18 protein-coding genes, 1 tRNA gene and 1 pseudogene are annotated in these 23,483 nt (G+C 69.7%); 11 read left to right on the top strand and 9 right to left on the bottom strand.

Annotation, left to right across the window (positions count from 1 at the left end; translation table 11 throughout):
- Nucleotides 1-17: 17 nt before the first annotated feature.
- The 7 genes from ACIA8X_RS09070 (at nucleotide 18) to ACIA8X_RS09040 (ending at nucleotide 7,991) form a co-directional block, all read left to right on the top strand.
- Complete coding sequence (locus tag ACIA8X_RS09070) at nucleotides 18-1,202, top strand: inositol-3-phosphate synthase (RefSeq protein ID WP_393444847.1); 1,185 nt, start codon at nucleotides 18-20, stop codon at nucleotides 1,200-1,202.
- A gap of 176 nt (nucleotides 1,203-1,378) precedes the next feature.
- Entirely contained in the window at nucleotides 1,379-2,350 is a 972-nt protein-coding gene (locus tag ACIA8X_RS09065) for a sugar phosphate isomerase/epimerase family protein (RefSeq protein WP_399458096.1), read from the top strand.
- Nucleotides 2,347-3,198: an EboA domain-containing protein gene (locus ACIA8X_RS09060; RefSeq protein ID WP_399458095.1), complete on the top strand. Its 852-nt coding sequence runs from the start codon at nucleotides 2,347-2,349 to the stop codon at nucleotides 3,196-3,198. Before ACIA8X_RS09065 ends, ACIA8X_RS09060 begins: the two co-directional genes overlap by 4 nt.
- Nucleotides 3,198-4,166, top strand: a complete 969-nt coding sequence (locus ACIA8X_RS09055) for a TatD family hydrolase (RefSeq protein WP_399458094.1) — start codon at nucleotides 3,198-3,200, stop codon at nucleotides 4,164-4,166. Before ACIA8X_RS09060 ends, ACIA8X_RS09055 begins: the two co-directional genes overlap by 1 nt.
- 3 nt (nucleotides 4,167-4,169) lie before the next feature.
- Complete coding sequence (gene eboE, locus ACIA8X_RS09050; RefSeq protein WP_399458093.1) at nucleotides 4,170-5,339, top strand: metabolite traffic protein EboE; 1,170 nt, start codon at nucleotides 4,170-4,172, stop codon at nucleotides 5,337-5,339.
- Complete coding sequence (locus tag ACIA8X_RS09045; protein ID WP_399458092.1) at nucleotides 5,336-6,799, top strand: nucleotide pyrophosphatase/phosphodiesterase family protein; 1,464 nt, start codon at nucleotides 5,336-5,338, stop codon at nucleotides 6,797-6,799. Before eboE ends, ACIA8X_RS09045 begins: the two co-directional genes overlap by 4 nt.
- Nucleotides 6,800-6,914: 115 nt before the next feature.
- Nucleotides 6,915-7,991, top strand: coding sequence for a sugar phosphate isomerase/epimerase family protein (locus ACIA8X_RS09040; RefSeq protein ID WP_399458091.1), 1,077 nt, complete (start codon nucleotides 6,915-6,917; stop codon nucleotides 7,989-7,991).
- An 86-nt stretch (nucleotides 7,992-8,077) separates the two neighbouring features.
- On the opposite strand, the gene ACIA8X_RS09035 is transcribed toward ACIA8X_RS09040, so the two are convergent.
- From ACIA8X_RS09035 to ACIA8X_RS09015, 5 genes are all read right to left on the bottom strand, one after another.
- A complete protein-coding gene (locus ACIA8X_RS09035) occupies nucleotides 8,078-9,466 on the bottom strand; it encodes an OFA family MFS transporter (RefSeq protein ID WP_399458090.1) in 1,389 nt (462 codons plus the stop codon).
- 1 nt (nucleotide 9,467) lies between these two features.
- Nucleotides 9,468-10,856 carry an OFA family MFS transporter gene (locus ACIA8X_RS09030; protein WP_393444835.1) on the bottom strand — a complete coding sequence of 463 codons (1,389 nt, stop codon included), beginning with the start codon at nucleotides 10,854-10,856 and terminating at the stop codon, nucleotides 9,468-9,470.
- Nucleotides 10,857-10,975: 119 nt separating this feature from the next.
- Nucleotides 10,976-13,120, bottom strand: a complete 2,145-nt coding sequence (locus ACIA8X_RS09025; RefSeq protein WP_399458196.1) for an acetate--CoA ligase family protein — start codon at nucleotides 13,118-13,120, stop codon at nucleotides 10,976-10,978.
- Nucleotides 13,121-13,124: 4 nt separating this feature from the next.
- Entirely contained in the window at nucleotides 13,125-14,366 is a 1,242-nt protein-coding gene (frc, locus tag ACIA8X_RS09020) for a formyl-CoA transferase (RefSeq protein WP_399458089.1), read from the bottom strand.
- A gap of 10 nt (nucleotides 14,367-14,376) precedes the next feature.
- Entirely contained in the window at nucleotides 14,377-16,059 is a 1,683-nt protein-coding gene (locus ACIA8X_RS09015) for a thiamine pyrophosphate-binding protein (RefSeq protein WP_399458088.1), read from the bottom strand.
- 145 nt (nucleotides 16,060-16,204) lie between these two features.
- On the opposite strand from ACIA8X_RS09015, the gene sucC reads away from it, so the two are divergent.
- The 4 genes from sucC to ACIA8X_RS08995 all read left to right on the top strand — a co-directional run bounded on the left by sucC (nucleotide 16,205) and on the right by ACIA8X_RS08995 (nucleotide 20,254).
- A complete protein-coding gene (sucC, locus tag ACIA8X_RS09010) occupies nucleotides 16,205-17,335 on the top strand; it encodes an ADP-forming succinate--CoA ligase subunit beta (RefSeq protein WP_393444828.1) in 1,131 nt (376 codons plus the stop codon).
- Nucleotides 17,336-17,364: 29 nt separating this feature from the next.
- A complete protein-coding gene (gene sucD / locus ACIA8X_RS09005) occupies nucleotides 17,365-18,249 on the top strand; it encodes a succinate--CoA ligase subunit alpha (protein ID WP_393444825.1) in 885 nt (294 codons plus the stop codon).
- Nucleotides 18,250-18,359: 110 nt separating this feature from the next.
- Nucleotides 18,360-19,901 carry an aldehyde dehydrogenase family protein gene (locus ACIA8X_RS09000; protein WP_393444822.1) on the top strand — a complete coding sequence of 514 codons (1,542 nt, stop codon included), beginning with the start codon at nucleotides 18,360-18,362 and terminating at the stop codon, nucleotides 19,899-19,901.
- Between the two features lie 268 nt (nucleotides 19,902-20,169).
- Nucleotides 20,170-20,254: transfer RNA gene (locus tag ACIA8X_RS08995), tRNA-Leu, on the top strand.
- Between the two features lie 109 nt (nucleotides 20,255-20,363).
- Here the strand turns inward: ACIA8X_RS08995 and ACIA8X_RS08990 are convergent.
- The 4 genes and pseudogenes from ACIA8X_RS08990 to ACIA8X_RS08975 all read right to left on the bottom strand — a co-directional run.
- Entirely contained in the window at nucleotides 20,364-21,164 is an 801-nt protein-coding gene (locus tag ACIA8X_RS08990) for an ABC transporter permease (RefSeq protein WP_393444820.1), read from the bottom strand.
- Nucleotides 21,161-22,195, bottom strand: coding sequence for an aliphatic sulfonate ABC transporter substrate-binding protein (locus ACIA8X_RS08985; RefSeq protein ID WP_393445485.1), 1,035 nt, complete (start codon nucleotides 22,193-22,195; stop codon nucleotides 21,161-21,163). The genes ACIA8X_RS08990 and ACIA8X_RS08985 overlap by 4 nt, the downstream gene beginning before the upstream one ends.
- Nucleotides 22,192-22,599, bottom strand: a complete 408-nt coding sequence (locus ACIA8X_RS08980) for a hypothetical protein (protein ID WP_393445483.1) — start codon at nucleotides 22,597-22,599, stop codon at nucleotides 22,192-22,194. The genes ACIA8X_RS08985 and ACIA8X_RS08980 overlap by 4 nt, the downstream gene beginning before the upstream one ends.
- A gap of 91 nt (nucleotides 22,600-22,690) precedes the next feature.
- Nucleotides 22,691-23,044: pseudogene (locus tag ACIA8X_RS08975) on the bottom strand (ATP-binding cassette domain-containing protein); the annotation flags it as partial.
- Between the last annotated feature and the right edge of the window lie 439 nt (nucleotides 23,045-23,483).

Genomic DNA, 23,483 nt, shown 5'->3' with positions numbered 1-23,483 from the left:
CGATCAGGAGGCTGCCCATGTCCGCGTCCGCGTCCCTTTCCCGACCGCGTGTGGGGGTGTGGCTGATCGGAGCCCGAGGTTCCGTCGCCACCACCGTCGTCACGGGGTGCGCCGCCGTCACCGCGGGACTGCACCCGCCCACCGGCATGGTGACCGAGACCGCGGCGTTCACCGACAGCGGCCTGCCCGCGTTGTCCGACCTCGTCTTCGGTGGCCACGACACCCTCGACTGCCCGCTGCCCAAACGCGCCGAGACCCTGACCGCCGGCGGCGTCCTTCCGCCGGGCGTCGCCACCGCCGTCGCCGCCGAACTCGCCGCCGCCGACCGGGAGATCAGGCCCGGCGGCCCCACCCCGGGGGACACCAGGAGCGAGGCCGAACTGATCACGGCCTTCGCCGACGACATACGCGACTTCGCGCGCCGCCACGATCTGGAACGGACCGTGGTGGTGAACGTCGCCTCCACCGAACCCGCGCCCCATGGCCCCGACACCCCTCTCCCTGCCAGCACCCTGTACGCACTGGCGGCCCTGCGCGCGGGCTGCCCCTACGTCAACTTCACCCCGTCCGAGGGCATGCACCACCCCGTCGCCGCCCGCGAGGCCGATCGGAGCGGCCTGCCGTACGCCGGCCGGGACGGCAAGACCGGCCAGACTCTGCTGCGGGCCGTGCTGGGCCCGATGTTCGCGCAACGGGCGCTGAGGGTCCGGGCCTGGTCCGGCACGAACCTGCTCGGCGGCGGCGACGGAGCCGCCCTCGCCGACCCGGCCGCCGCAGCGGCGAAGAACGCCGGCAAGGAACGCGTCCTCGCCGACACCCTCGGCACCGTCCCCGAGGGCGAGGTCCACATCGACGACGTCCCGGCTCTCGGCGACTGGAAGACCGCCTGGGACCACATCGCCTTCGACGGTTTCCTCGGCACTCGCATGATCCTCCAGACCATCTGGCAGGGCTGCGACTCGGCGCTGGCCGCACCCCTGGTCCTTGACCTGGCCCGCCTGACCCTCCGGTCCCACGAGGCGGGCCTGACCGGCCCGCTCACCGAACTCGGCTTCTACTTCAAGGACCCGGTAGGGGACGGGCCGGCGAGCCTGGGAGAGCAGTACGCGGCGCTGACGGGGCTGGGGGAGCGGCTCCGCCGGGCGGGCGCCTGCGAGATGGCTCGGGGGGAGACGGCGGCGAAGAAGGTGAGCGACACATGAGCCCCCTGCCCGACCCGGCGGGAGATCTTGGCGAACTGGCCTCTCTGCGCAGTCCCATGAGCCCGCTGCCTGATCCGGCGGGAGATCTTGGCGAACTGGCCTCTCCGCGCAGTCCCATGAGCCCGCTGCCTGATCCGGCGGGAGATCTTGGCGAACTGGCCTCTCCGCGCAGTCCCATGAGCCCGCTGCCCGACCCGGCGCGAGACCCCGGCGCATCGGCCTCCCTCCGCACCCCCCTCCGCTTCGGCTACGGCACCAACGGCCTCGCCGACCTCCGCCTCGACGACGCCCTGGCCCTGCTCGCCGACCTCGGATACGACGGCGTCGGCCTGACCCTCGACCACATGCACCTCGACCCGCTCGCTCCCGACCTCGCCGCCCGCACCCGCCACCTCGCGCAGCGGCTGGACGCGCTCGGTCTGAGCGTCGCCGTGGAGACAGGCGCCCGCTATGTGCTCGACCCACGCCGCAAGCACGGTCCCTCCCTGCTGGACCCCGACCCGGACGCCCGCGCCCGCCGCGCCGACCTGCTGATCCGCGCCGTACAGGTCGCCGCCGACCTCGGAGCCCACGCCGTCCACTGCTTCAGCGGCATCACGCCCGCGAGCACCGATCCGGACATGGCCTGGGACCGTCTCGCCGAGGCACTCACGCCGGTCCTGGACTCCGCCACCACCGCCGGCGTTCCTCTCGCCGTCGAACCCGAACCCGGGCACCTCCTCTCCACCCTCGCCGACTTCCACCGACTCCGCCGAACCCTCGGCGACCCGGACCACCTCGGCCTGACCCTCGACATCGGTCACTGCCAATGCCTCGAACCCCTTTCCCCTGCCGACTGCGTACGCACCGCCGCTCCCTGGCTGCGTCACGTCCAGATCGAGGACATGCGCCGCGGCATCCATGAACACCTCCCCTTCGGCGACGGCGAGATCGACTTCCCAGCCGTGCTCGCCGCCCTCTCCGCCACCGGCTACCAAGACCTGACCGTCGTCGAACTGCCCCGTCACTCCCACGCGGGCCCACACTTCGCCGAAATGTCCCTCCCGTTCCTCCGCAGCGCCGAGGCCACGGCCGCCCGAACACCGATCCCTGTCCCAGTCCCACTTCATGGCGATCCCTCCGCCACCCCTGAAGGGAGCACCTCATGACCCACCCCCGCACCAGCCCGGCGACCCCGGCAGCGGACTCCCACCAGCACAGAGCCGACACCGAAGGCAGACCTGGCATGGGCACCCGAGCGGGCCTCGAAGGCGGAACGGGCCTCGAAGACCCGTCAGATGCCATGCACGCACCGGACACCCGAGGCACCCCGCAGTCCTTCGCCCTCACCCAACCCGCCGACCTGCGCGCCCACCTCACCGCCCACCTCGGCCCCGCCGCCCGCGCCTGGCTCCACCGCGCCCTCGACGAGGCCGCCGCGAATCCCGGCTCGCACGGGCCCATCTCCGTCTGGGAGCTGCGCATCGCCGAGGCCGGACGACGCTGCGGCCCCGAGCACGCCGACGCCGCCCGCGTCCTCATCCTGCACGCGGCCCGCGCCGACGCGGACGCCCTCACCCGGGTCTACTTCCAGGGCACCGCCGCCGAACGCCGCGCCGTCGTGCACGCACTGCCCCACCTCGTGCCCGGCCCGGAAGCCCTCCCGCTCGTCGAAGACGCCCTGCGCACCAACGACACCCGGCTCCTCGCCGCCGCCGTCGGCCCCTACGCCGCCCGCCACCTCGACCCCCACCAGTGGCGCCACGCCGTCCTGAAGTGCCTCTTCACCGGTGTGTCCGTCGATGTGGTGTCCGACCTCGCCCGCCGCGCCCACCGCGACACCGAACTCGCCCGCATGCTCGGCGACTACGCCGCCGAACGCACCGCCGCAGGCCGCTCCGTACCCGAAGACCTGCACCGCGTCCTGACCCTCACCGACCCCACGGCCACCCCACCCGCACCCGCCGCCCCGTGCGGCCCCCGCGGCACCGACGGAACCGATGGCAAGGAGTCCTGATGCGCCTCTTCGACCCCCACATCCACATGACGTCGCGTACCACCGACGACTACGAGGCCATGTACGCCGCCGGTGTCCGCGCCGTCGTCGAGCCCTCCTTCTGGCTCGGCCAGCCCCGCACTTCTCCCGCCTCCTTCCTCGACTACTTCGACTCCCTCCTCGGCTGGGAGCCCTTCCGTGCCGCCCAGTACGGCATCGCCCACCACTGCACGCTCGCCCTCAACCCCAAGGAGGCGAACGACCCCCGCTGCGTCCCCGTCCTCGACGAACTGCCCCGGTATCTCGTCAAGGACCAGGTCGTCGCCGTCGGCGAGATCGGCTATGACTCGATGACCCCGGCCGAGGACACCGCCCTCGCCGCCCAGCTCCAGCTCGCCACCGACCACGAACTGCCCGCGCTGGTCCACACCCCGCACCGCGACAAGCTGGCCGGCCTGCGCCGCACCCTCGACGTCGTCCGCGAGTCCGCACTGTCCCCGGACCGTGTCCTCGTCGACCACCTCAACGAGACGACGGTCAAGGAGGCCAAGGACAGCGGCTGCTGGCTCGGCTTCTCCGTCTATCCCGACACCAAGATGGACGAGGAGCGGATGGTCGCGATCCTCCGCGAGTACGGGCCCGAGCAGGTGCTGGTGAACTCCGCCGCCGACTGGGGCAGGAGCGACCCCCTGAAGACACGCAAGGTCGCCGACCTGATGCTGGCCGAGGGCTTCGACGAGGACGACGTCGACCGGGTGCTGTGGCGCAACCCCGCCGCCTTCTACGGGCTCAGCGGCCGCCTCACCCTCGACGTCGCGACCCCGCAGGCGACCCACGAGGGCAACTCCATTCTCCGGGGCGCTCCGAAGGACCCCAAGGAATCCGCAGACGCTCCGAATGCCCCCGAAGGACCGGCCGGCACACCGAAACGGCGACCTGACCCGACCCACACCCCGGCCCCGGCCCCGACCCCGACCCCGGGAGCGTGACCGATGCGCTTCCGCCACCCCGACGGCTCCACCGTCCACCTCGCCTACTGCACCAACGTCCACCCGGCCGAGACCCTCGACGGCGTCCTCGCTCAACTCCGGGACCACTGCGAACCCGTCCGCCGACGGCTCGGCCGCGACCGCCTCGGGATCGGCCTGTGGCTCGCCAAGGACGCCGCGCACGCCCTCGTCTCCGACCCGTCCGCCCTGCGCGGTCTGCGCACGGAACTCGACCGGCGAGGCCTTGAGGTCGTCACGCTCAACGGCTTCCCCTATGAGGGCTTCGGTGCCGAAGAGGTCAAGTACCGCGTCTACAAGCCGGACTGGACCGACCCCGAACGCCTCGACCACACCACCGCCCTGGCCCGTGTCCTCGCCAGCCTCCTTCCCGACGACGTCACCCAGGGCAGCATCTCCACGCTGCCCCTCGCCTGGCGCACCGGCTACGACGACCGCTGCGCCGAGACCGCCCGCGCCGCCTTGCTCACTCTCGCCCAACGCCTTGACGCACTCCGGGAGTTGACCGGGCGGGACATCCGCGTCGGCCTCGAACCCGAGCCCGGCTGTATCGTCGAGACCACCGCCGACGCCATCGCCCCGCTCAGCGCGATCGGCCACGACCGCATCGGCATCTGCGTCGACACCTGTCACCTCGCCACCTCCTTCGAAGATCCGCACACCGCCCTGGACGCCCTCGTCGAAGCCCGCGTCCCCATCGTCAAGTCCCAGCTCTCAGCCGCCCTGCACGCCGAGCACCCTCATCTCCCCGAGGTCCGCGAGGCCCTCTCAGCCTTCGACGAACCCCGCTTCCTGCACCAGACCCGTACCGCCACCGCCGCCGGTCTGCGCGGCACCGACGACCTCGACGAGGCCCTCAAGGGCGACGCCCTGCCCGACGCCTCTCCATGGCGAGCCCACTTCCACGTACCGCTCCACGCGGCTCCCGCCGCGCCCCTCACCTCCACGATTCCCGTTCTCAAGGCGGCACTGACCCGGCTAGTCGGCGGGCCAAGCCCGCTCACCCGGCACCTGGAGGTCGAGACCTACACCTGGCAGGCCCTCCCGGCCGACTTGCGACCCCGCGCCCGCAGCCAGCTCGCCGACGGCATCGCCGACGAACTCACCCTCGTCCGCGATCTGTTGACGGACCTCGGTCTGAAGGAGCTGCCATGACCGAACCACCGGACCCAGCACTCCCGGCGCTCCCAGCAGTCCCGTCCTCCCGCCCGGCGCCGCGATCGGACGCCACCGTCGTGAGTCGCCCCACCCCTCTCCTCGTCCTCGACGTCGTCGGCCTCACCCCCCGTCTCCTCGACCACATGCCCCACCTCAAGAGGCTCGCCCAGTCCGGCTCCCACGCGCCCCTCGGCACCGTCCTGCCAGCGGTCACCTGCGCCGCCCAGTCCACCTTCCTCACTGGCACCCACCCGTCGCAGCACGGCATCGTCGGCAACGGCTGGTACTTCCGTGACCTGGGTGACGTACTCCTGTGGCGTCAGCACAACGGACTGGTCGCCGGCGACAAAATCTGGGATGCCGCGCGCCGTGCCCATCCCGGCTACACGGTCGCCAATATCTGCTGGTGGTACGCCATGGGCGCCGACACCGACATCACCGTCACCCCCCGTCCGATCTACTACTCCGACGGCCGCAAGGAACCCGACTGCTACACCCGGCCGCCCGCCCTGCACGACGAACTCACCCAGAAACTCGGCACCTTCCCCCTCTTCCATTTCTGGGGACCCGGCGCGGACCTCGTCTCCAGCCGCTGGATCATCGACGCGACCCGCCACATCATCCGCACCCGCCACCCCGACCTGACCCTCTGCTACCTCCCTCACCTCGACTACGATCTGCAGCGCTTCGGCCCCGACGACCCGCGCTCCCGGCAGGCAGCCGCCGACTTGGACGCCGCCATGGCCCCTCTCCTGGACGACGCGCGCGCCGAGGGCCGTACCGTCGTCGCGCTGTCCGAGTACGGCATCACCCGCGTGCACCGCACCGTCGACATCAACCGTGCCCTGCGGCGGGCAGGCCTGCTGGAGGTGCACACCCAGGACGGCATGGAGTACCTCGACCCGATGGCGTCACGTGCCTTCGCCGTCGCCGACCACCAGATCGCCCACGTCTACGTACGCCGGCCGGAGGACCTCGACGCGGCCCGGGCCGCGCTGGAGGATCTGCCCGGCATCGAGCAACTCCTCGACGACGAGGGCAAGAAGGCCCATCATCTCGACCATCCGCGCTCCGGCGAACTCGTCGCAGTAGCGGAGCCGGACGCCTGGTTCACGTACTACTACTGGCTCGACGACGCCCTCGCGCCCGACTTCGCGCGACTCGTCGAGATCCATCGCAAACCCGGCTACGACCCGGTCGAACTCTTCATGGATCCCCTCGACCCCTACGTCAAGGTCAAGGCCGCGACCGTGCTTGCCCGTAAGAAACTCGGCATGCGTTATCGCATGGCGGTCGTGCCCCTGGATCCGTCACCTATTCGCGGCAGCCACGGCCGCCTTCCTGCGAGCGACGACGAAGGTCCGCTCCTCATCTGCTCCACCCCCCGCGCTGTCGGCGACCGCGTCGCGGCCACCGATGTGAAGTCACTCCTGCTCCAACTCGCCGGTCTCGGCTGACCGGTCACGACCGGCACGCAGAACCTCGCCGGTCCCACCGACCCGTCTCTTCCGACTGATCACAAGTGAAGCACTCACCACTGACAACGGCCTTCGACCTCGAGGAGTTCCAGGCATGAGCCGCTTTTCGCAGACGGATCCCGAACTCACCCACCGCCTCTCCAGACGAGGCATGCTCGGCGTGGCGGCGGGCACCACGGCCACCGCCCTGCTGGGCGCGGCAGCCGCAGCCGCCCCCGCGGCCGCCGCCCCCGCCGCCGAGTCCGCCCCCGCGTCCGCCACCGGCACCGCCTCCCATGGCGCCGGCCGCGGCCGCCCCGTCCTTCCGCCCGGCCGCCTCGGCATCCAGCTCTACAGCCTGCGCGACAAGGTCTCCACACTCGGCTTCGCCCCCGTCTTCGCCGAACTGGAGAAGTACGGCTATGACGAGGTCGAGTTCGCCGGTTACACCCAGGGCTCGGCCGGCCCGATCACCCTCGCCCAGCTCAAGCGGCTGGCCCGGAACCACGGCCTGAACCCGATCGGCAGCCATGTCGGCTACTACTCCAACGACCCGGGTGCCTACACCTTCGCCCAGAACCTCACCAAGGTCCTCGACGACGCCCAGGCCCTCGGCCTGAAGCACATAGGCACCGCGTCCGGGCCGTTCCGCTACGGCTCCACCGTCGACGCCTGGAAGCGCGCCGCCGAGGAGTTCAACACCTACGGCGCCGCGGCGAAGGCACGCGGCATGAAGTTCTACCAGCACAACCACTCCGAGGAGTTCTCCTTCGCCACCGACAACCCCAAGGTCCGCCTCTACGACGTGCTGCTCGCCGAGACCGACCCCGACCTCGTCTTCCTGGAGATGGACATCTTCTGGGCGTACTCGGGCCAGTTCCGCTTCTCCAAGCGGCCCGACGGCTCACCCGCCCCCTTCGACCCGCTGGACTACGTGCTGAAGCGGCCCCACCGTTACCCGCTCTTCCACGTCAAGGACGGCGTGAGCGACCCGACCAACCAGTACGGCTACGACATGGTCGACGTCGGTGACGGCGACATCGACTACAAGCGGTTCATCTCGGCCGTCACCAGACTGCGCGGTCAGCGATTCGCCCACCACTGGCAGGCGGAGCACGACAACCCGACCGAGTCCCTCACGTTCGCCCGCCGTTCGAGCGAGCACCTGCACTCGCTGCGGGAGAAATGCTGACGGCCGTGCCGACATGAGGAGGCCCTCCCCGAAGCCGGGGAGGGCCTCCTCATGTTCGCGACCATTCAACCCACTGGGTGCGGTGTCTAGCCCACTGGGTGCGGCGTTGCCGTCCGCTCCGGCCGGCGCAGCAGCAGCGCGATCGCCGCCGCCACGATCGACACGCCACCGGCCAGCGCGTACGCGCCGTCATAGCCCCAGGCCGCGACCACCATGGAGCCAAGACCGCCGCCGAACAGGCCGCTGATCAGCTTGCCGCTGTAGACGAGGCCGTAGTTGGTGGCGTTGAAGTTCTCCCCGAAGTAGTCCGGGGTGAGCGCCGCGAACAACGGGTAGAACGCGCCGCCGCCGAAGCCGGAGAGGAAGGCGAAGAACAGGAACAGCCCCTCGCTCCTGAGATCGCCCGCCCAGATCACGCCGAACTGTGCGAGACCCAGCACGACGATCACGAACACCAGGGTCGACTTGCGGCCCCACCGGTCGGACAGCCAGCCCACGACACCGCGGCCGATGCCGTTGACGACCGCCATCACGCCCATCGACGACGCCGCGACCAGAGGGCCGAAGCCCACCTCCTTGGCGTAGTCGACCTGGAAGGAGATGCCGAAGATCGACACCCCGGCGGTCAGCACGACCGACAGCCACATCAGGGGCAGCATGCCCGTCCTGATGGCCTCCCGGGGCGTGTACTGCTTCACCGCCGGAGGGTTTTTGGCCAGACTCGTCGCGTTCTTCCGGTCGCCCGTGTACGTCCGCGGGTCGACGTCCGCGGGCCACCAGTTCTTCGGCGGGTCCTTGAAGAAGAACGCGCATCCGAAGACGACGATCATGATGTAGCAGCCGATCAGGTCCAGCACCCGGTGGTAGTTCGCGGTGTCGAACCCGTAGTTGAAGATGAAGATGAACGGCAGTGATCCGTACGCGAACCCGCCATTGACGAACCCGGTCCGGGCGCCGCGCCGCTCGGGGAACCACTTGCCCACCATGTTGATGCAGGTCGCGTAGATCAGCCCGGCGCCGATACCGCCGATGACGCCGAAGCCGAGGATCGCGAGCCAGACATTGCGCAGGTGGGACAGGGCGAGGAACCCCAGCAGACACATGCCGGAGCCGATGTACATGGCCGTGCGGGCCGTCAGGATGCCCTTCTCGCGCAGCCAGCCCGCCGGGAAGGCGATGCCGGCCTGGAAGAACACCCAGACGCTGAGGATCCAGAAGGTGTTGCTCTGCGTCCAGCCGTGCGCGTGGGACAGGGTGTCCTCCGCGGAGCCGTACGCGTATTCGAAGACGCTGATGGCCATCATGGCGATCCACGGCAGATACACCATGAGCTTGCGGGAGTGACCGAGGATGTCGCGGTCGGTCTCGCCGACCCGATAGACGCGGCCTCGCGCGTCGGTCACCTCGCGGTAGGGACGGTGTGCGGCGTCGGACGGTGCGGACGAACTGCTTGCTGCGTACGGATCTGCCGTCATGTCAGGCCATGTCCTCGCCGAGCGGTCGTGGGTTGGGAACGATGCGGCTGTCTTCCTTGTCGCGGCCCGGCGGACTGAGGAACACCGCCACGCAGCCGGCGAAGAGCGAGATGGAGCCGGCCAGGATGAAGGCACCGGAGTGTCCCCAGGCACTGACGACCACGGCACCCATGCCCGCGCCCAGACCGGAGACGAGCTTGGCGCTGTAGACCATGCCGTAGTTGGACGCGTTGTTGTTCTCACCGAAGTAGTCGGCGGTGAGCGCCGCGAACATCGGGAAGATGGCGCCGCCGCCGAAGCCGGAGATCGAGGAGAAGATCAGGAACAGGGGAAGGTTCTTGGCGTCGGCCGACCAGAGGATGCCGTACTGGGACAGACCCAGGATGACGCACACGGCGAGCAGACACCGCTTACGGCCGTACAGGTCGGACAGCCAGCCGATGACACCTCGGCCGGTGCCGTTGACGATCGCCTTCAGAGACATGGCCGTGGCCACGATCCCGCCCGCGAATCCGGCCTCCTCGCCGATGTCCACCTGGAAGGCGATACCGAAGATGTTCACGCCGGACGTACACGCCAGACAGAACCACATCAGGGCCACCCGGCCGGTCTTCCACGCCTCCTTGGGTGAGTACTGGCGGACCGCCGGCGGGTTCATCCGCAGCGAGCGGGCCGCGCGCGGGTCGGCGGGTGGGTTGAGCGGGTCGACCGCGGCGGGCCACCAGTTCTTCGGCGGGTCCCTGAAGAAGTAGCCGGAGACCGCGACGATTCCGGCGAGGAAGACACCGACCGACACCAGCACCCAGCGGAAGTTGGTGAGATCCATGAAGCCGGTGAAGAGGAAGACGAAGGGTACGGAGCCGTAGGCGAAACCGCCGTTGACGAAGCCGGTCTTGCCGCCCTTGCGCTCCGGGTACCACTTGCCCACCATGTTGACGCAGGTGGCGTACACCATGCCCGCGCCCATGCCGCTGAACATGCTGAAGCCGATGTACGCGACGACGACGTGCGGCGCGAAGGCCAGCGACAGATAACCCATCAACGTGCCCGTCGCGCCCAGCATCATCGCCCAGCGGGCCGGCAGCTTTCCGCTCTCACGAAGTTTGCCCGCGGGGAAGGCCACCGCGGCCTGGAAGAAGACCCACACGGTCATCATCCAGAAGATGTGCATGCTGTTCCAGCTATGCGCTGTGTGCAGGGTGTCCTCGGCGGACGCGAACGCGTACTCGGCGGAGGAGATGCCCATCATGCCGATCCAGGGCAGGATCACCATCCACTTGCGTTTGCGGCCCATGATGTCGATGTCGGACTCGCCGACGCGAAAGACGCGTCCGTTCTTGTCGGTCACCTCCCGATAGGCGGCGACCCGTGAAACGTCGGTGGTAGTCACGTTGGTTGCACCCCTTGCGTCGAAAGTTCTGGCCAGCGCCCCCTGTCCAATGCCTTTCGTGCGCGCACGGGTCCCGGAGCCGGCCGACGCGCACCGTCGGCCGGCCCCACCGCCTCACCTCATGAACCGCCCCCCAACAACCCTGCCGCCCGCGCCCACCGGTACTTGGCGCCCAGCACGGCCACCGGCTTCTCGGTCGTGTACGGGTACGCCACGACCCCCCGCTCGTACAGGTACTGGCAGGCGTCCTCGACCTCGACGTCGCCCGCGAGCGACGCGACGACGGGCTTCTCTATGCCGCGCTCCCGGAATTCGGCCACCACGCGCGCGGTGAGCTCCGCGAAGACCATCGGGGGAGTGACGATCGTGTGCCAGTAGCCCAGGACCAGCGCGTGGATGCGCGGATCCTCCAGGCCGAGCCGGATCGTCGCCTCGTATGTCGACGGCGGCTCGCCGCCCGTGATGTCCACCGGGTTGCCCGCCGCCCCGAAGGGCGGGATGAACTTCCGGAACGCCTCGTCCAGGTCCGGCGGGATCTCCATCAGCGACAGGCCGTTGTCGGTGACCGCGTCCGACAGCAGTACGCCGCTGCCGCCGGCCCCGGTGATGATCACGACGTTGTCACCCTGGGGAGCGGGAAGCACCGGCAACGCGCGCGCGTACTCCAGCATTTCGTTCAGCCCGGGCGCCCGGATGACACCGGCCTGCTTGAGGATGTCGTCGTACACGGCGTCGTCGCCGGCGAGGGCCCCGGTGTGCGAGCCGGCCGCCTTCGCGCCCGCCGCCGTACGGCCCGCCTTGAGGACGACGACCGGCTTCTTCGGTACGGTCGCCCGCGCGGCCTCGACGAAGGCGCGCCCGTCCTTGAGGTCCTCCAGGTGCATCGCGATGCACTCGGTGTGCGGATCCTCGCCGAACCAGGTCAGCAGGTCGTCCTCGTCCAGGTCCGACTTGTTGCCGAGGCCGACGATCGCCGACACGCCCGTCTTCGTGGTCCGTGCGAAGCCCAGGATGGCCATCCCGATGCCGCCGGACTGCGAGGTCAGCGCCACCCCGCCCTTGACGTCGTACGGCGTGCAGAACGTGGCGCACAGGTCCTGCCAGGTCGAGTAGTAGCCGTAGATGTTCGGCCCGAGCAGCCGGATGCCATGCCGCTCGGCGATGGCCACGATCTCGTCCTGGAGTTCGTGTTCGCCGGTCTCCGCGAACCCGGAGGGGATCAGCACGGCGTTCGGGATCTTCTTGCGTCCCACCTCCTCCAGGGCCGAGGCCACGAACTTGGCGGGGATAGCGAAGACCGCCACATCCACCTCACCGGGAACGTCCGTGACACTCTTGTACGCCTTGCGGCCCAGAATGTCATCGGCCTTGGGGTTCACCGGGTGGATGTCCCCGGCGAAGCCACCGTCGATGAGGTTGCGCATGACCGAATTGCCGATCTTGCCCTGCTCGTTGGAGGCTCCGATGACGGCGACCGACGACGGCTGCATCAGTCGGCGCATGGAGGCGAGGATCTCGTCGCGCGAGTAGCGGCGGCGCGGCTTGATCGCTGCTTCGGAGAGGATCACGCGGATGTCGGCCGCGACCGCCCCCTCCGCGGTCGCGATCACCGGGTTGAGGTCCACCTCGGCTATCTCCGGGAAGTCCGACACGAGTTGCGAGACACGGCGGATCTGCTCGGCGATCGCCCATCGGTCCACGGCCGCCTGACCCCGCACCCCGTGCAGGATCTCCGCCGCCCGGATCGAGTCCAGCATGGACAAGGCCTCGTCGGCGGTCACGGGCGCGAGCCGGAAGGTGACGTCCTTGAGGACCTCGACGAGCACCCCGCCGAGCCCGAAGGCGACGACTTTCCCGAACGTCGGGTCGGTGACCGCGCCGACGATCACCTCCTGCCCCTGCGGGAGCAGTTCCTGCACCTGTACGCCCTCGATGCGGGCATCCGCCTTGTACGCGCGAGCGTTGTCGATGATCTGGTGGAACGCGGCCCGTACGTCCGTCGCCCCCTCGACGCCGACGATCACACCGCCCGCGTCGGTCTTGTGGAGGATGTCCGGCGAGACGATCTTCATCACCACGGGCCCGCCGAAGCGCGCCGCGTACGCGACCGCCTCGTCGACGTCCGTCGCGAGTTCCTCGCCCGGTACGGCGATCCCGTACGCGTCGGCGACCACCTTGCCCTCGGGCGCGGTCAGCGCGGTGCGTCCCTCGGCCCGCACGGAGTCGAGGAGCGTCCGCACCCGCAGGACGCGGTCTTCGGCCATCACGTCAGATCACTCCGTTCGACTTGAGTAGGCGCAGCTCCTCGTCGCCGAGGCCGAGCTCGCCGACGTAGACCTGTTCGTTGTGCTCGCCGAGCAGTGGCGAACTGCTCACCTCTACGGGGGAGTCGGAGAGCTTCAGCGGGCTGCCGACGGTCACGAACTCGCCCCGCTCGGGGTGCGGCACGGTGACGACCATCTCGTTGGCGACCAGCGAGGAGTCCTCGATGATCTCCCTCGTGGACAGGATCGGCCCGCACGGGATGTTGTGGGCGTTGAGCCGCTCCAGCACCTCCCACTTGGGCAGGGTCGAGGACCACTCCTCGATCAGCTGGAACATCTTGTTCAGCTTGGGCAGCCGGGCCTCCGGCGTCGCCCACTCGGGGTCGTCGGCGAGTTCGGGCCGGCCGATGAGCTCGCTGAGTGGCTGCCAGCCGACCGGCTGCACGATGACGTACACGTAGTCGTTCGGGCCGCCCGGCGCGCACTTGACCGCCCAGCCCGGCTGACCGCCGCCGGACGCGTTTCCCGAGCGGGGAACTTCCGTGCCGAAGTCCTCGTTCGGATATTCAGCAAGCGGCCCGTGCGCCAGGCGTTGCTGGTCCCTCAGCTTCACCCGGCACAGGTTGAGTACGGCGTGCTGCATAGCCACGTTGACCCGCTGCCCACGCCCGGTGTTCTCGCGCTGGAAGAGCGCCGCGAGAATCCCCGCCACGGCGTGCACTCCGGTCCCCGAGTCCCCGATCTGGGCTCCGGTCGCCAGCGGCGGCCCGTCCTCGAAACCAGTGGTCGACATCGACCCGCCCATGGCCTGCGCGACGACCTCGTACGCCTTGAAGTTGGTGTACGGGCCGTCACCGAACCCCTTGATGGAGGCATAGACGATACGCGGATTGATCTCCTGGATGCGGTCCCAGGTGAAGCCCATGCGGTCGACCGCGCCCGGTCCGAAGTTCTCGACCATGACGTCGGAGCGCCGGATCAGCTCGGTGAGGATCTCCTTGCCACGCTCGGTCTTGGTGTTCAGGGTGATGCTCCGCTTGTTGCAGTTGAGCATCGTGAAATAGAGGGAGTCGACGTCCGGGAGATCGCGCAACTGCTTGCGCGTGATGTCACCGGTCGGCGCCTCCAGCTTGACGACGTCCGCGCCGAGCCAGGCGAGCAGCTGGGTCGCGGAGGGCCCGGACTGGACGTGGGTCATGTCCAGGACGCGGATGCCTTCGAGAGCCTTGGTCGGCGTGCCAGTCATGGAGGCCACCTCACTTGTACATGGTCTGGTTCATGGTTCCGGGGGCGTACGCGTCCGGGTCGACCCAGACGTTGATCAGCGACGGCTTCCCGGACTCGCGGGCGCGCCGCAGCGCGGGGCCGATGTCGGCGGGGTCACGGACCTCCTCGCCGTAACCGCCCAGCATCTGCGCGAACTTGTCGTAGTGGACGTCGCCGAGGGTGTTGCCGATCCGCTCGCGCTCCTTGCCGTACTTGGCGGCCTGGCCGTAGCGGATCTGGTTCATGGAGGAGTTGTTGCCGACGATGCCGACGAAGGGGAGGTTGTAGCGGACCAGAGTCTCGAAGTCCCAGCCGGTGAGGGAGAACGCGCCGTCGCCGAAGAGTGCGACGACCTCCTTGTCGGGCCGCGCCTGCTTGGCCGCGAGCACGAACGGCACCCCGACGCCGAGCGTGCCCAGCGGGCCCGGGTCCATCCAGTGCCCGGGGGACTTGGGCTGCACGACCTGACCGGAGAAGGTGACGATGTCGCCGCCGTCGCCGATGTAGATCGAGTCCTCGGTGAGGAAGTCGTTGATCTCGCTGACCAGCCGGTAGGGGTGGATCGGTGAGGCGTCCGACTTCAGGCTCGGCAGCCGCTTCTCCAGGGCGGTCTGCTCGGCCGCGCGCAGCTCGTCGAGCCACTCCTTGCGCTTCGACGCCCCGCCGTTGACGCGTCCGGAGGCCGCCTCGGTGACCGACTTCAGCACCAGCCCGGCGTCGCCCACGATCCCGAGGTCGATGTCGCGGTTCTTGCCGACGGTGCGGTAGTCGAGGTCGATCTGCACGACGGTCGCGTCCGGTGACAGCCGCTTGCCGTAGCCCATGCGGAAGTCGAAGGGCGTGCCGACGATGACGATGACATCGGCGTTGGAGAAGGCGTACCGGCGCGAGAGCTGGAAGTGGTGCGGGTCGCCGGGCGGGAGCGTGCCGCGACCTGCCCCGTTCATGTACGCGGGGATGTTGAGGGTGCGCACGAGTTCGATGGCCGCCTCGGTGCCGCGCGTCGTCCACACCTGGCTGCCGAGCAGGATGGCGGGCTTCTCCGCGTGAACCAGTAGGTCGGCGAGCTTCTCGATGGCCTCGGGGTCGCCGGCCGAGCGGGTGGAGGCACGGTAGGCGCCCTCCTTGGGCACGCGCGCCTTGCTCACCGGCACCTTGGCGTCGAGGACATCGCGCGGGATCTCCAGGAAGGAGGGCCCGGGCGCGCCGTGGTAGCACTCGCGGAACGCCATCGACACCATGTCCGCCGCGCGCGCCGTGTCCGGCACGGCCGCCGCGAACTTGGTGATCGGCGTCATCATGTCGACGTGCGGCAGGTCCTGGAGGGACCCCATCTTGTGCTGGGTGAGGGCGCCCTGGCCGCCGATGAGCAGCATCGGGGACTCGGCGCGGAAGGCGTTGGCGACACCGGTGACGGCGTCGGTGGTGCCGGGACCCGCGGTGACGACCGCGCAGCCGGGCTTGCCGGTGATGCGGGCGTAGCCGTCGGCGGCGTGGGCGGCGACCTGCTCGTGGCGGACGTCGACGACCTCGATGCCCTCGTCGACGCAGCCGTCGTAGATGTCGATGATGTGGCCGCCGCACAGCGTGTAGATGCGGTCGACCCCCTCGGCCTTCAGCGCCTTGGCAACGAGATGACCACCGGAAATGACGTCCTGGGTGTCGTCGGGCATGGCGAAGTCCTGTCCCTTCGTAGGGGGTTGGAACGGCTCTCGCGGTACATTGCATACAGTCGACGAATACTGTATGAACCTTGTTATCCCGCATCCGGTGGGTGGTGTCCAGGGGGCGTGCGGCACTTTTGAGTCAGGAGCCGGAATGGACCTGTACGAACACCAGGCAAGGGAACTCTTCGAGGAACACGGCATCTTGGTGCCGCGGGCAGAGGTGACGGACTCACCCAAGGAAGCCCGCGAGATCGCACGTCGGCTCGGCGGCCGGGTCGTGGTCAAGGCGCAGGTGAAGACCGGCGGTCGCGGGAAGGCGGGCGGTGTGAAGCTCGCCGCCGACCCGGCCGCCGCCGAGATCACGGCCCGCCAGATCCTCGGCATGGACATCAAGGGCCACACGGTCGGCAAAGTGATGCTGGCCCAACCCGTGGACATCGAGACCGAGTTCTATGTGTCCTATGTGCTCGACCGGGCGGCGGGCGACTTCATCGCCATCGCCTCGGCCGAGGGCGGCATGGAGATCGAGGAGGTCGCCGCCAGCCGGCCCGAGGCCGTGGCCCGTATCCTCATCGACCCGGCGGAGGGCGTCACCTCCGCGAAAGCGGGCGAGATCGCCGACGCGGCGGGACTGCCGCCGCAGACCGTCGACGTCCTCGTACGACTCTGGGAGGTGCTGGTCCGCGAGGACGCCCTCCTCGTCGAGGTGAACCCGCTCGTACGCACCGCACAGGGGCAGATCCTCGCCCTCGACGGCAAGGTCACCCTCGACGACAACGCCCGCTTCCGCCAGGCACGTTGGGGCGCCGACGACGTGGAGCACGACGACGCGCTGGAGGCGGCGGCTGCGGCCAAGGGCCTCAACTACGTCAAGCTCGACGGCGAGGTAGGCATCATCGGCAACGGCGCCGGCCTCGTCATGTCGACCCTCGACGTGGTTGCGGGCTGCGGCGCCCGCCCCGCCAACTTCCTCGACATCGGCGGCGGCGCGTCGGCCCAGATCATGGCCGACGGCCTGTCCGTCATCCTCTCCGACCCGGCCGTGAAGTCCGTCTTCGTCAATGTCTTCGGCGGTATCACCGCGTGCGACGCGGTCGCCGACGGCATCGTGCAGGCCCTGGACACCGTCCAGTTGACCAAGCCGCTCGTCGTACGCCTCGACGGCAACAACGCCGCCCGCGGTCGCGCCGTCCTCGACGACCGTGCCCACCCCCTGGTCCAGCAGGCCACCACCATGGACGGCGCCGCGCTCCGGGCCGCCCGACTCGCCACCACGGCCTGAGCCGTCCCAGCCTGAGGAGACATGACGACATGGCCATCTACCTCACCAAGGAGAGCAAGGTTCTCGTCCAGGGCATGACCGGCGGCGAGGGCATGAAGCACACCCGGCGCATGCTCGCCGCCGGCACGAACGTCGTCGGCGGCGTCAACCCGCGCAAGGCGGGCCGCACCGTCGACTTCGACGACCGTGCCGTCCCCGTCTTCGGCTCGGTCGCCGACGGCATGCGCGCGACCGGCGCCGACGTGACCGTCGTCTTCGTGCCGCCCGCCTTCGCCAAGGCGGCCGTCGTCGAGGCCGCCGACGCCGGCATCGGACTCGCCGTCGTGATCACGGAGGGCATCCCCGTCCACGACTCCGTCACCTTCACCACGTACGCGAAGGCGCGCGGCACCCGCATCATCGGCCCCAACTGCCCCGGCCTGATCACCCCCGGCCAGTCCAACGCGGGCATCATCCCGCCCGACATCACCAAGCCCGGCCGCATCGGCCTGGTCTCCAAGTCCGGCACGCTCACCTACCAACTGATGTACGAGCTGCGTGACATCGGCTTCTCGACCTGCGTCGGCATCGGCGGCGACCCGGTCGTCGGCACGACCCACATCGACTGCCTCGCCGCCTTCCAGGACGACCCTGACACCGAACTGATCGTCCTCATCGGGGAGATCGGCGGCGACGCCGAGGAACGCGCAGCCGCGTACATCCGCGACCACGTCACCAAGCCGGTCGTCGGCTACATCGCCGGGTTCACCGCACCTGAGGGCAAGACGATGGGGCACGCGGGAGCGATCGTGTCCGGCTCGTCCGGTACGGCGGCGGCGAAGAAGGAGGCGCTGGAGGCCGTAGGTGTGCAGGTCGGCGGCACCCCCACCGAGACCGCCCGCCTGGTGCTGGATCGCCTCAGCGCAAGGGCGTGACATCACGCATAGTCCACGCGAGGTCACTTTCAGGCGGGACCGGGCTTCGCCGGTGTCCGCCGTAGCCATCCACAACCGCCCCCGAGTGTGCACCGAGAGCGGAGTCCTCCATGGCAACCACCCTCACCGTCAAATCCGGCACCTCCTGGTCCGAAGCCTGGGAGCGCTGCCTCGCGGTCGCTCCCGAGGCCTTCCGGGACGACCGTGTCCTCAACCTCTGGAACTCCAGCTGGCAGGCGGACGGCCGTGCGCTGCCCGCCACCAGCCCCGTCGACGGCAGCCCGATCGCCGGCCCGCCGCGCCTGGACGGGGCCACCGCCCACCAGGCCGTACGTGCCTCGCTCGACCAGCACCGCGCGTGGCGGCACATCCCCCTGGACGAACGCCGAGCCCGTGTCGCGGCCACCCTCGACGCCCTGACCCAGCACCGGGAGTTGCTCGCCCTGCTTCTCGTCTGGGAGATCGGCAAGCCCTGGCGGCTCGCCCAGGCGGACGTCGACCGGGCCATCGACGGAGTGCGCTGGTACGTCGACGGCATCGAGCCGATGGTCGACGGACGGGCTCCGCTGGACGGTCCCGTATCCAACATCGCGAGCTGGAACTACCCGATGAGCGTGCTCGTTCACGCAGTGTTGGTACAAGCACTCGCAGGCAACGCGGTCATCGCCAAGACCCCGACCGACGGCGGTGTCGCCTGTCTGACCCTGGCCTCGGCGCTCGCCGCCCGTGAGGGGATTCCCGTCACCCTCGTCAGCGGCAGCGGAGGCGAGCTGTCCCAGGCGCTGGTGCGGGCGCCCGAGATCGGCTGCGTCTCCTTCGTCGGCGGTCGCGACACCGGCGCCGCGGTGGCCACGGCAGTCGCCGACCTCGGCAAACGACACGTACTCGAACAGGAAGGACTCAACACCTGGGGCATCTGGAACTACACGGACTGGGACGCGCTCACGGCGGTCATCCCGAAGCTCTTCGACTACGGCAAACAACGCTGCACGGCCTACCCGCGCTTCGTCGTCCAGCGCGAGCTGTTCGACGAGTTCCTCGGGGCGTACCTCCCGGCGGTGCGCACGCTGAAGGTCGGCCACCCCCTGGCGGTCGAGAAACGGGACGATCCCTACCCGAAGCTGGACTTCGGGCCGGTGATCAACGCGGCCAAGGCCAAGGAGCTGCAGGACCAGGTCGCCGAGGCGATCGACCGCGGCGCCGTCCCGCTGCACCGGGCCCGGCTGTCCGACGCCCGCTTCCTGCCCGGCCAGGACACTTCGGCGTACGTCCAGCCGGTCACCTTGCTGAACCCGCCGCCGTCCTCCCCGCTCCACCACGCAGAGCCGTTCGGTCCGGTCGACACGATCGTCCTGGTCGACACGGAGGCGGAGCTGCTGGCGGCGATGAACGCGTCCAACGGCGCGCTGGTCGCCACGCTGTCCACGGACGACCGGGCGACGTACGACCGCCTGGCGCCGCAGATCCGCGCGTTCAAGGTCGGTCACGGCAAGGCGCGCTCCCGCGGTGACCGCGACGAGCTGTTCGGCGGGTTCGGCGCGTCCTGGCGAGGGGCGTTCGTCGGCGGTGAACTGCTGGTGCGCGCGGTCACTCAGGGGCCGGTGGGGGAGCGGTTGCCCGGGAACTTCCCGGAGTACCACCTCATGCCGTGACGAGACCGGCCGTGGCGCCCGCCCCCTGTGGGCGCCACCGGTCGATCTCACCCCTGAGTGACCCGTCGATCTCACCTGTGCGTGACCCGTCGACCTCACCCGTGCGTGACCGGTGGATCACGCGAGGTGAAGCCCTTCAGGCCGCCTGGTCTCTGGCCTCGCGTCGGCCGTTCGACGGGCGGATATGCAGGTGAAAGGCACTCCGAAACCTTGGTATTGTTGTCCATGTCGCCACGGGGAACACCCCCGGTAAGGCGACAGACACCTAGTCCGGGTGGCGGAATGGCAGACGCGCTAGCTTGAGGTGCTAGTGCCCTTTATCGGGCGTGGGGGTTCAAGTCCCCCCTCGGACACACATACACATCAGATTCCCCATCTGTGCGAGTCGAGCGAAGCCTCGGCTCGCACAAGCTGTTTCTGGGGCAAACGCGGCGGGGACACGCCCCGGGCTTTCGGTGGCTCCTAGCTCCACCGGCGTACGACGTAGCGTTCCGCGACCCCCAGCAGTGCGTCGCTCGCCTTGCCGAGGAGGGCCAGCAGGACGATCGCGAGCAGCAGGATGTCCGTGCGGCCGGTGTTCTGGCTGTCGATGAGCAGGAAGCCCAGCCCCATCGAGGAGGCGATGAGTTCCGCCGCGACGACGAACAGCCAGCCTTGCGCGAGCCCGAGCCGCAGCCCCGACAGCACAGCGGGCGCCGCGGCCGGGATCAGCACCTCGGCGAGGAGGGCGGGGCCGTGCCTGCCGTAGGCGCGACCGAGTTCCCGCAGGCGCGGGTCGACGTGGTCTAGGCCCGACGAAACCGTCGTGTACACGGGGAAGAAGGCGCCGATCGCGACGAGCGTGATCTTCGGTGTCTCGCCGATGCCGAGCCACAGCAGGAGCAGCGGGACCCAGGCCAGCGAAGGCACGGCGCGTATCGCCTGAACGGTCGGGGCGAGGACGGCCCGAGCGGCCCGGGACAGACCCACCAGGCCGCCCAGGAGCAGCCCGCACAAGGCACCCACGGCGAAGCCGATCAGCACGCGTTGCACACTGATGGCGATGTGGTGCTGGAGCTCGCCGCGGTCGAGAAGGGCGTGGGCGGCGTCCAGTACGGCCTCGGGCGGAGGGAGCTGGCTGCGCGAGAAGGCGCCGGACGTCGCGGCCAGCTGCCAGGCGACCAGGAGCGCCGTCGGCAGAAGCAGACCTGCGGCCGTGCGCAGCGCGGTGCGGCCCCAGCGCGAGCGGACGACGGCGGCGACACCGCTCACGACAGCACTCACGACGCGGCGGCCTTGCGGGCGAACTCGGGGGCGTAGAGGGTGTCGAGGGCCTCGTCGACATCCGTCGCGTCCGCGACCAGGTTCTCCGACACCAGCAGGGGCGCGATCCGTTCGAGCACCTTGGTCTGGGCGGCGCCGGGTACGGGCGAGATGTCGACGCGGGTGCGTTCGGTCAGCTGCCGTGCGGCGACGGCGGGTTCGATCTTCGCGGTGTCGGCGAGGATCTTCTCGGCGGCTTCCGGGTTCTTCTCGATCCAGGTGCGCGCCTTCTCGTAACCGTCGACGACGATCTGCACCAGGTCGGGACGCGCGGCGAGGAACTTCTCGGAGACGTTGAGGAAACCGTAGGAGTTGAAGTCGAGGTTGCGGTAGATGAGCCGGGAGCCGTTGTCGATCTGGCTCTGGGAGAGGTACGGGTCGAGGCCCGCCCACGCGTCGACGTCGCCCCGTTCCAGTGCGGTCTTGCCGTCGCCGTGCTGGAGGTTGACGACGGTGACGTCCCTGGCCGTCAGGCCGTTCGCCTTGAGGGCCTGCAGGAGGAAGAAGTAGGGGTCGGTGCCCTTGGTGACGGCGACCTTCTTGCCCTTGAGGTCCTCGACCGAGTCCAGCTTCGAGCCCTTGGCGACGACGAGGGATGACCATTCGGGCTGGCTGTAGACGTCGACGGTCTTGAGCGGTGTCCCGTTGGCGCGGGCCAGCAGCGCCGGGGTGCCGGCGGTGGAGCCGAAGTCGATGGCGTCGGCGCGCAGGTTCTCGTTGGCCTTGTTGCTGCCCAGGGACTGAGTCCAGGTCACCTCGACGTTGTCGAGGCCCTTCGCCTTGAGAGCGTCCTGAAGCCAGCCCTTGTCCTTGAGGACGAGGCTCTGCGGGTTGTAGTACGCCCAGTCGAGGCGGAGTTCGGTGGCGCCGCTCGCTGCTGCCCCGGCGCCCGTCCCCGCGTTGCCCGACGAGTCCTCGCCCTCGGCGCACGCGGCCGTGGTCAGGAGCAACAGCCCGGAGACAAGAGCGGCGGCGAAGGTGCGGCGGTTCATCGGAGGGGCTCCTTGTGTGGGACGGCAGGGACGGCAGAGGCGACAGGGGCAGCTGAGGTGGCAGGGGTGCGGCTGACGCCCAGGCGGTGCAGCAGATCGGCGCGCAGCGGTGCCAGTTCGAGATCGCCGCGTTCGCGCGGGCGGGGCACCGGCACATCGAGGTCGGCAGTGATGGACGCGGCGGGTCCGGAGCTCAACAGGACGATGCGGTCGGCGAGTTGAATTGCTTCGTCGACGTCGTGGGTGACGAGGAGGACGGTGGTGGGAGCGGCGGTGCGGACCTCGTCGAGGAGATCCTGCATGCGCAGTCGGGTCAGGGCGTCCAGCGCCGCGAACGGTTCGTCGAGGAGGAGGACGCCCGGTCTGCGGACCAGAGCGCGGGCCAGTGCGGCGCGCTGGGCCATGCCGCCGGAGACCTGACTGGGCCGGTGCCCGCCCGAAACCGTCCAGGCCCACCATGCCCAGCCAGCGCGCCACTTCGGCCCGCCGCTCGGCACGCGGCATCCCGGCGGGCAGTCCGAAGGCCACGTTGGAGGCGAGGGTGCGCCAGGCCATGAGGCGTGCGTCCTGGAACACCACGGCCGCCCGCCGGTCCATGTCGCGGACCGGCTCGCCGTCGACAAGGACGGTTCCGGCGGTGGGCGTGTCCAGCCCGGCGACGAGGCGCAGCAGCGTGGACTTTCCGGAACCGGAGGGGCCGAGGACGGCGACGGTCTCACCGGCCGCCAGCTTGAGATCGATGCCGGCGAGGACGGCCTGTGCGGCTGCCCCGCGTCCGAAGGTCCGGGACACACCGCGGAGTTCGAGGGTCGCCGGACCGCCTGACCGCACGGGTGCGGGTACGGGCATGGATGTCTCCTCGCTCTGGCAGCGGGAAAGAGCGGGCACGGGCGCCGTCGGCGCACCCGGGTGGGGACGTGGGATTCGGGAACTCGGCCTGAGACCCGAAGATTTCGCACACAACGACCGGCGCGACCGTCTCCTGGATCGGAGACCGACTCAACGTCGGAGGGCCAAATCAACGCACGTCGTACCGGCGATCAGCGCACGCATCGGCGGACGGATCAGCGCACGGAGCAGCGTACGGATCGGCAGGCGATCAGCCCACGAAGTGACGGGCGATCAGCGAGAGACGGCGCGACAGAGCGCGGCTGCGACACGTACCAGGTCGACGCAGCGGCGGCAGGTGAGCGTCTGGCGCGGCATGCGGACGATGCAAGCACGGGCGGATCAGAGGCGTCAACGCGCCTCCGGAATCCGAGACGATCACTCCTACGGTCGACTCACC

This window comes from Streptomyces sp. NPDC051738, from assembly GCF_044453205.1.
In the GTDB taxonomy this organism is placed as follows: Bacteria; Actinomycetota; Actinomycetes; order Streptomycetales; family Streptomycetaceae; genus Streptomyces.
This window is presented reverse-complemented; position numbering and strand designations above follow the sequence as displayed.

Coding starts and splice junctions, on each gene's coding strand:
- sucD (WP_393444825.1), top strand. CDS start 17,365: ATGGCCATCTACCTCACCAAGGAGAGCAAGGTTCTCGTCCAGGGCATG.
- ACIA8X_RS09055 (WP_399458094.1), top strand. CDS start 3,198: ATGCGCCTCTTCGACCCCCACATCCACATGACGTCGCGTACCACCGAC.
- ACIA8X_RS09045 (WP_399458092.1), top strand. CDS start 5,336: ATGACCGAACCACCGGACCCAGCACTCCCGGCGCTCCCAGCAGTCCCG.
- ACIA8X_RS09000 (WP_393444822.1), top strand. CDS start 18,360: ATGGCAACCACCCTCACCGTCAAATCCGGCACCTCCTGGTCCGAAGCC.
- ACIA8X_RS09040 (WP_399458091.1), top strand. CDS start 6,915: ATGAGCCGCTTTTCGCAGACGGATCCCGAACTCACCCACCGCCTCTCC.
- eboE (WP_399458093.1), top strand. CDS start 4,170: ATGCGCTTCCGCCACCCCGACGGCTCCACCGTCCACCTCGCCTACTGC.
- sucC (WP_393444828.1), top strand. CDS start 16,205: ATGGACCTGTACGAACACCAGGCAAGGGAACTCTTCGAGGAACACGGC.
- frc (WP_399458089.1), bottom strand. CDS start 14,366: ATGACTGGCACGCCGACCAAGGCTCTCGAAGGCATCCGCGTCCTGGAC.
- ACIA8X_RS09065 (WP_399458096.1), top strand. CDS start 1,379: ATGAGCCCGCTGCCCGACCCGGCGCGAGACCCCGGCGCATCGGCCTCC.
- ACIA8X_RS08985 (WP_393445485.1), bottom strand. CDS start 22,195: ATGAACCGCCGCACCTTCGCCGCCGCTCTTGTCTCCGGGCTGTTGCTC.
- ACIA8X_RS08980 (WP_393445483.1), bottom strand. CDS start 22,599: ATGGCCCAGCGCGCCGCACTGGCCCGCGCTCTGGTCCGCAGACCGGGC.
- ACIA8X_RS09025 (WP_399458196.1), bottom strand. CDS start 13,120: ATGGCCGAAGACCGCGTCCTGCGGGTGCGGACGCTCCTCGACTCCGTG.
- ACIA8X_RS09015 (WP_399458088.1), bottom strand. CDS start 16,059: ATGCCCGACGACACCCAGGACGTCATTTCCGGTGGTCATCTCGTTGCC.
- ACIA8X_RS09070 (WP_393444847.1), top strand. CDS start 18: ATGTCCGCGTCCGCGTCCCTTTCCCGACCGCGTGTGGGGGTGTGGCTG.
- ACIA8X_RS09060 (WP_399458095.1), top strand. CDS start 2,347: ATGACCCACCCCCGCACCAGCCCGGCGACCCCGGCAGCGGACTCCCAC.
- ACIA8X_RS09035 (WP_399458090.1), bottom strand. CDS start 9,466: ATGACGGCAGATCCGTACGCAGCAAGCAGTTCGTCCGCACCGTCCGAC.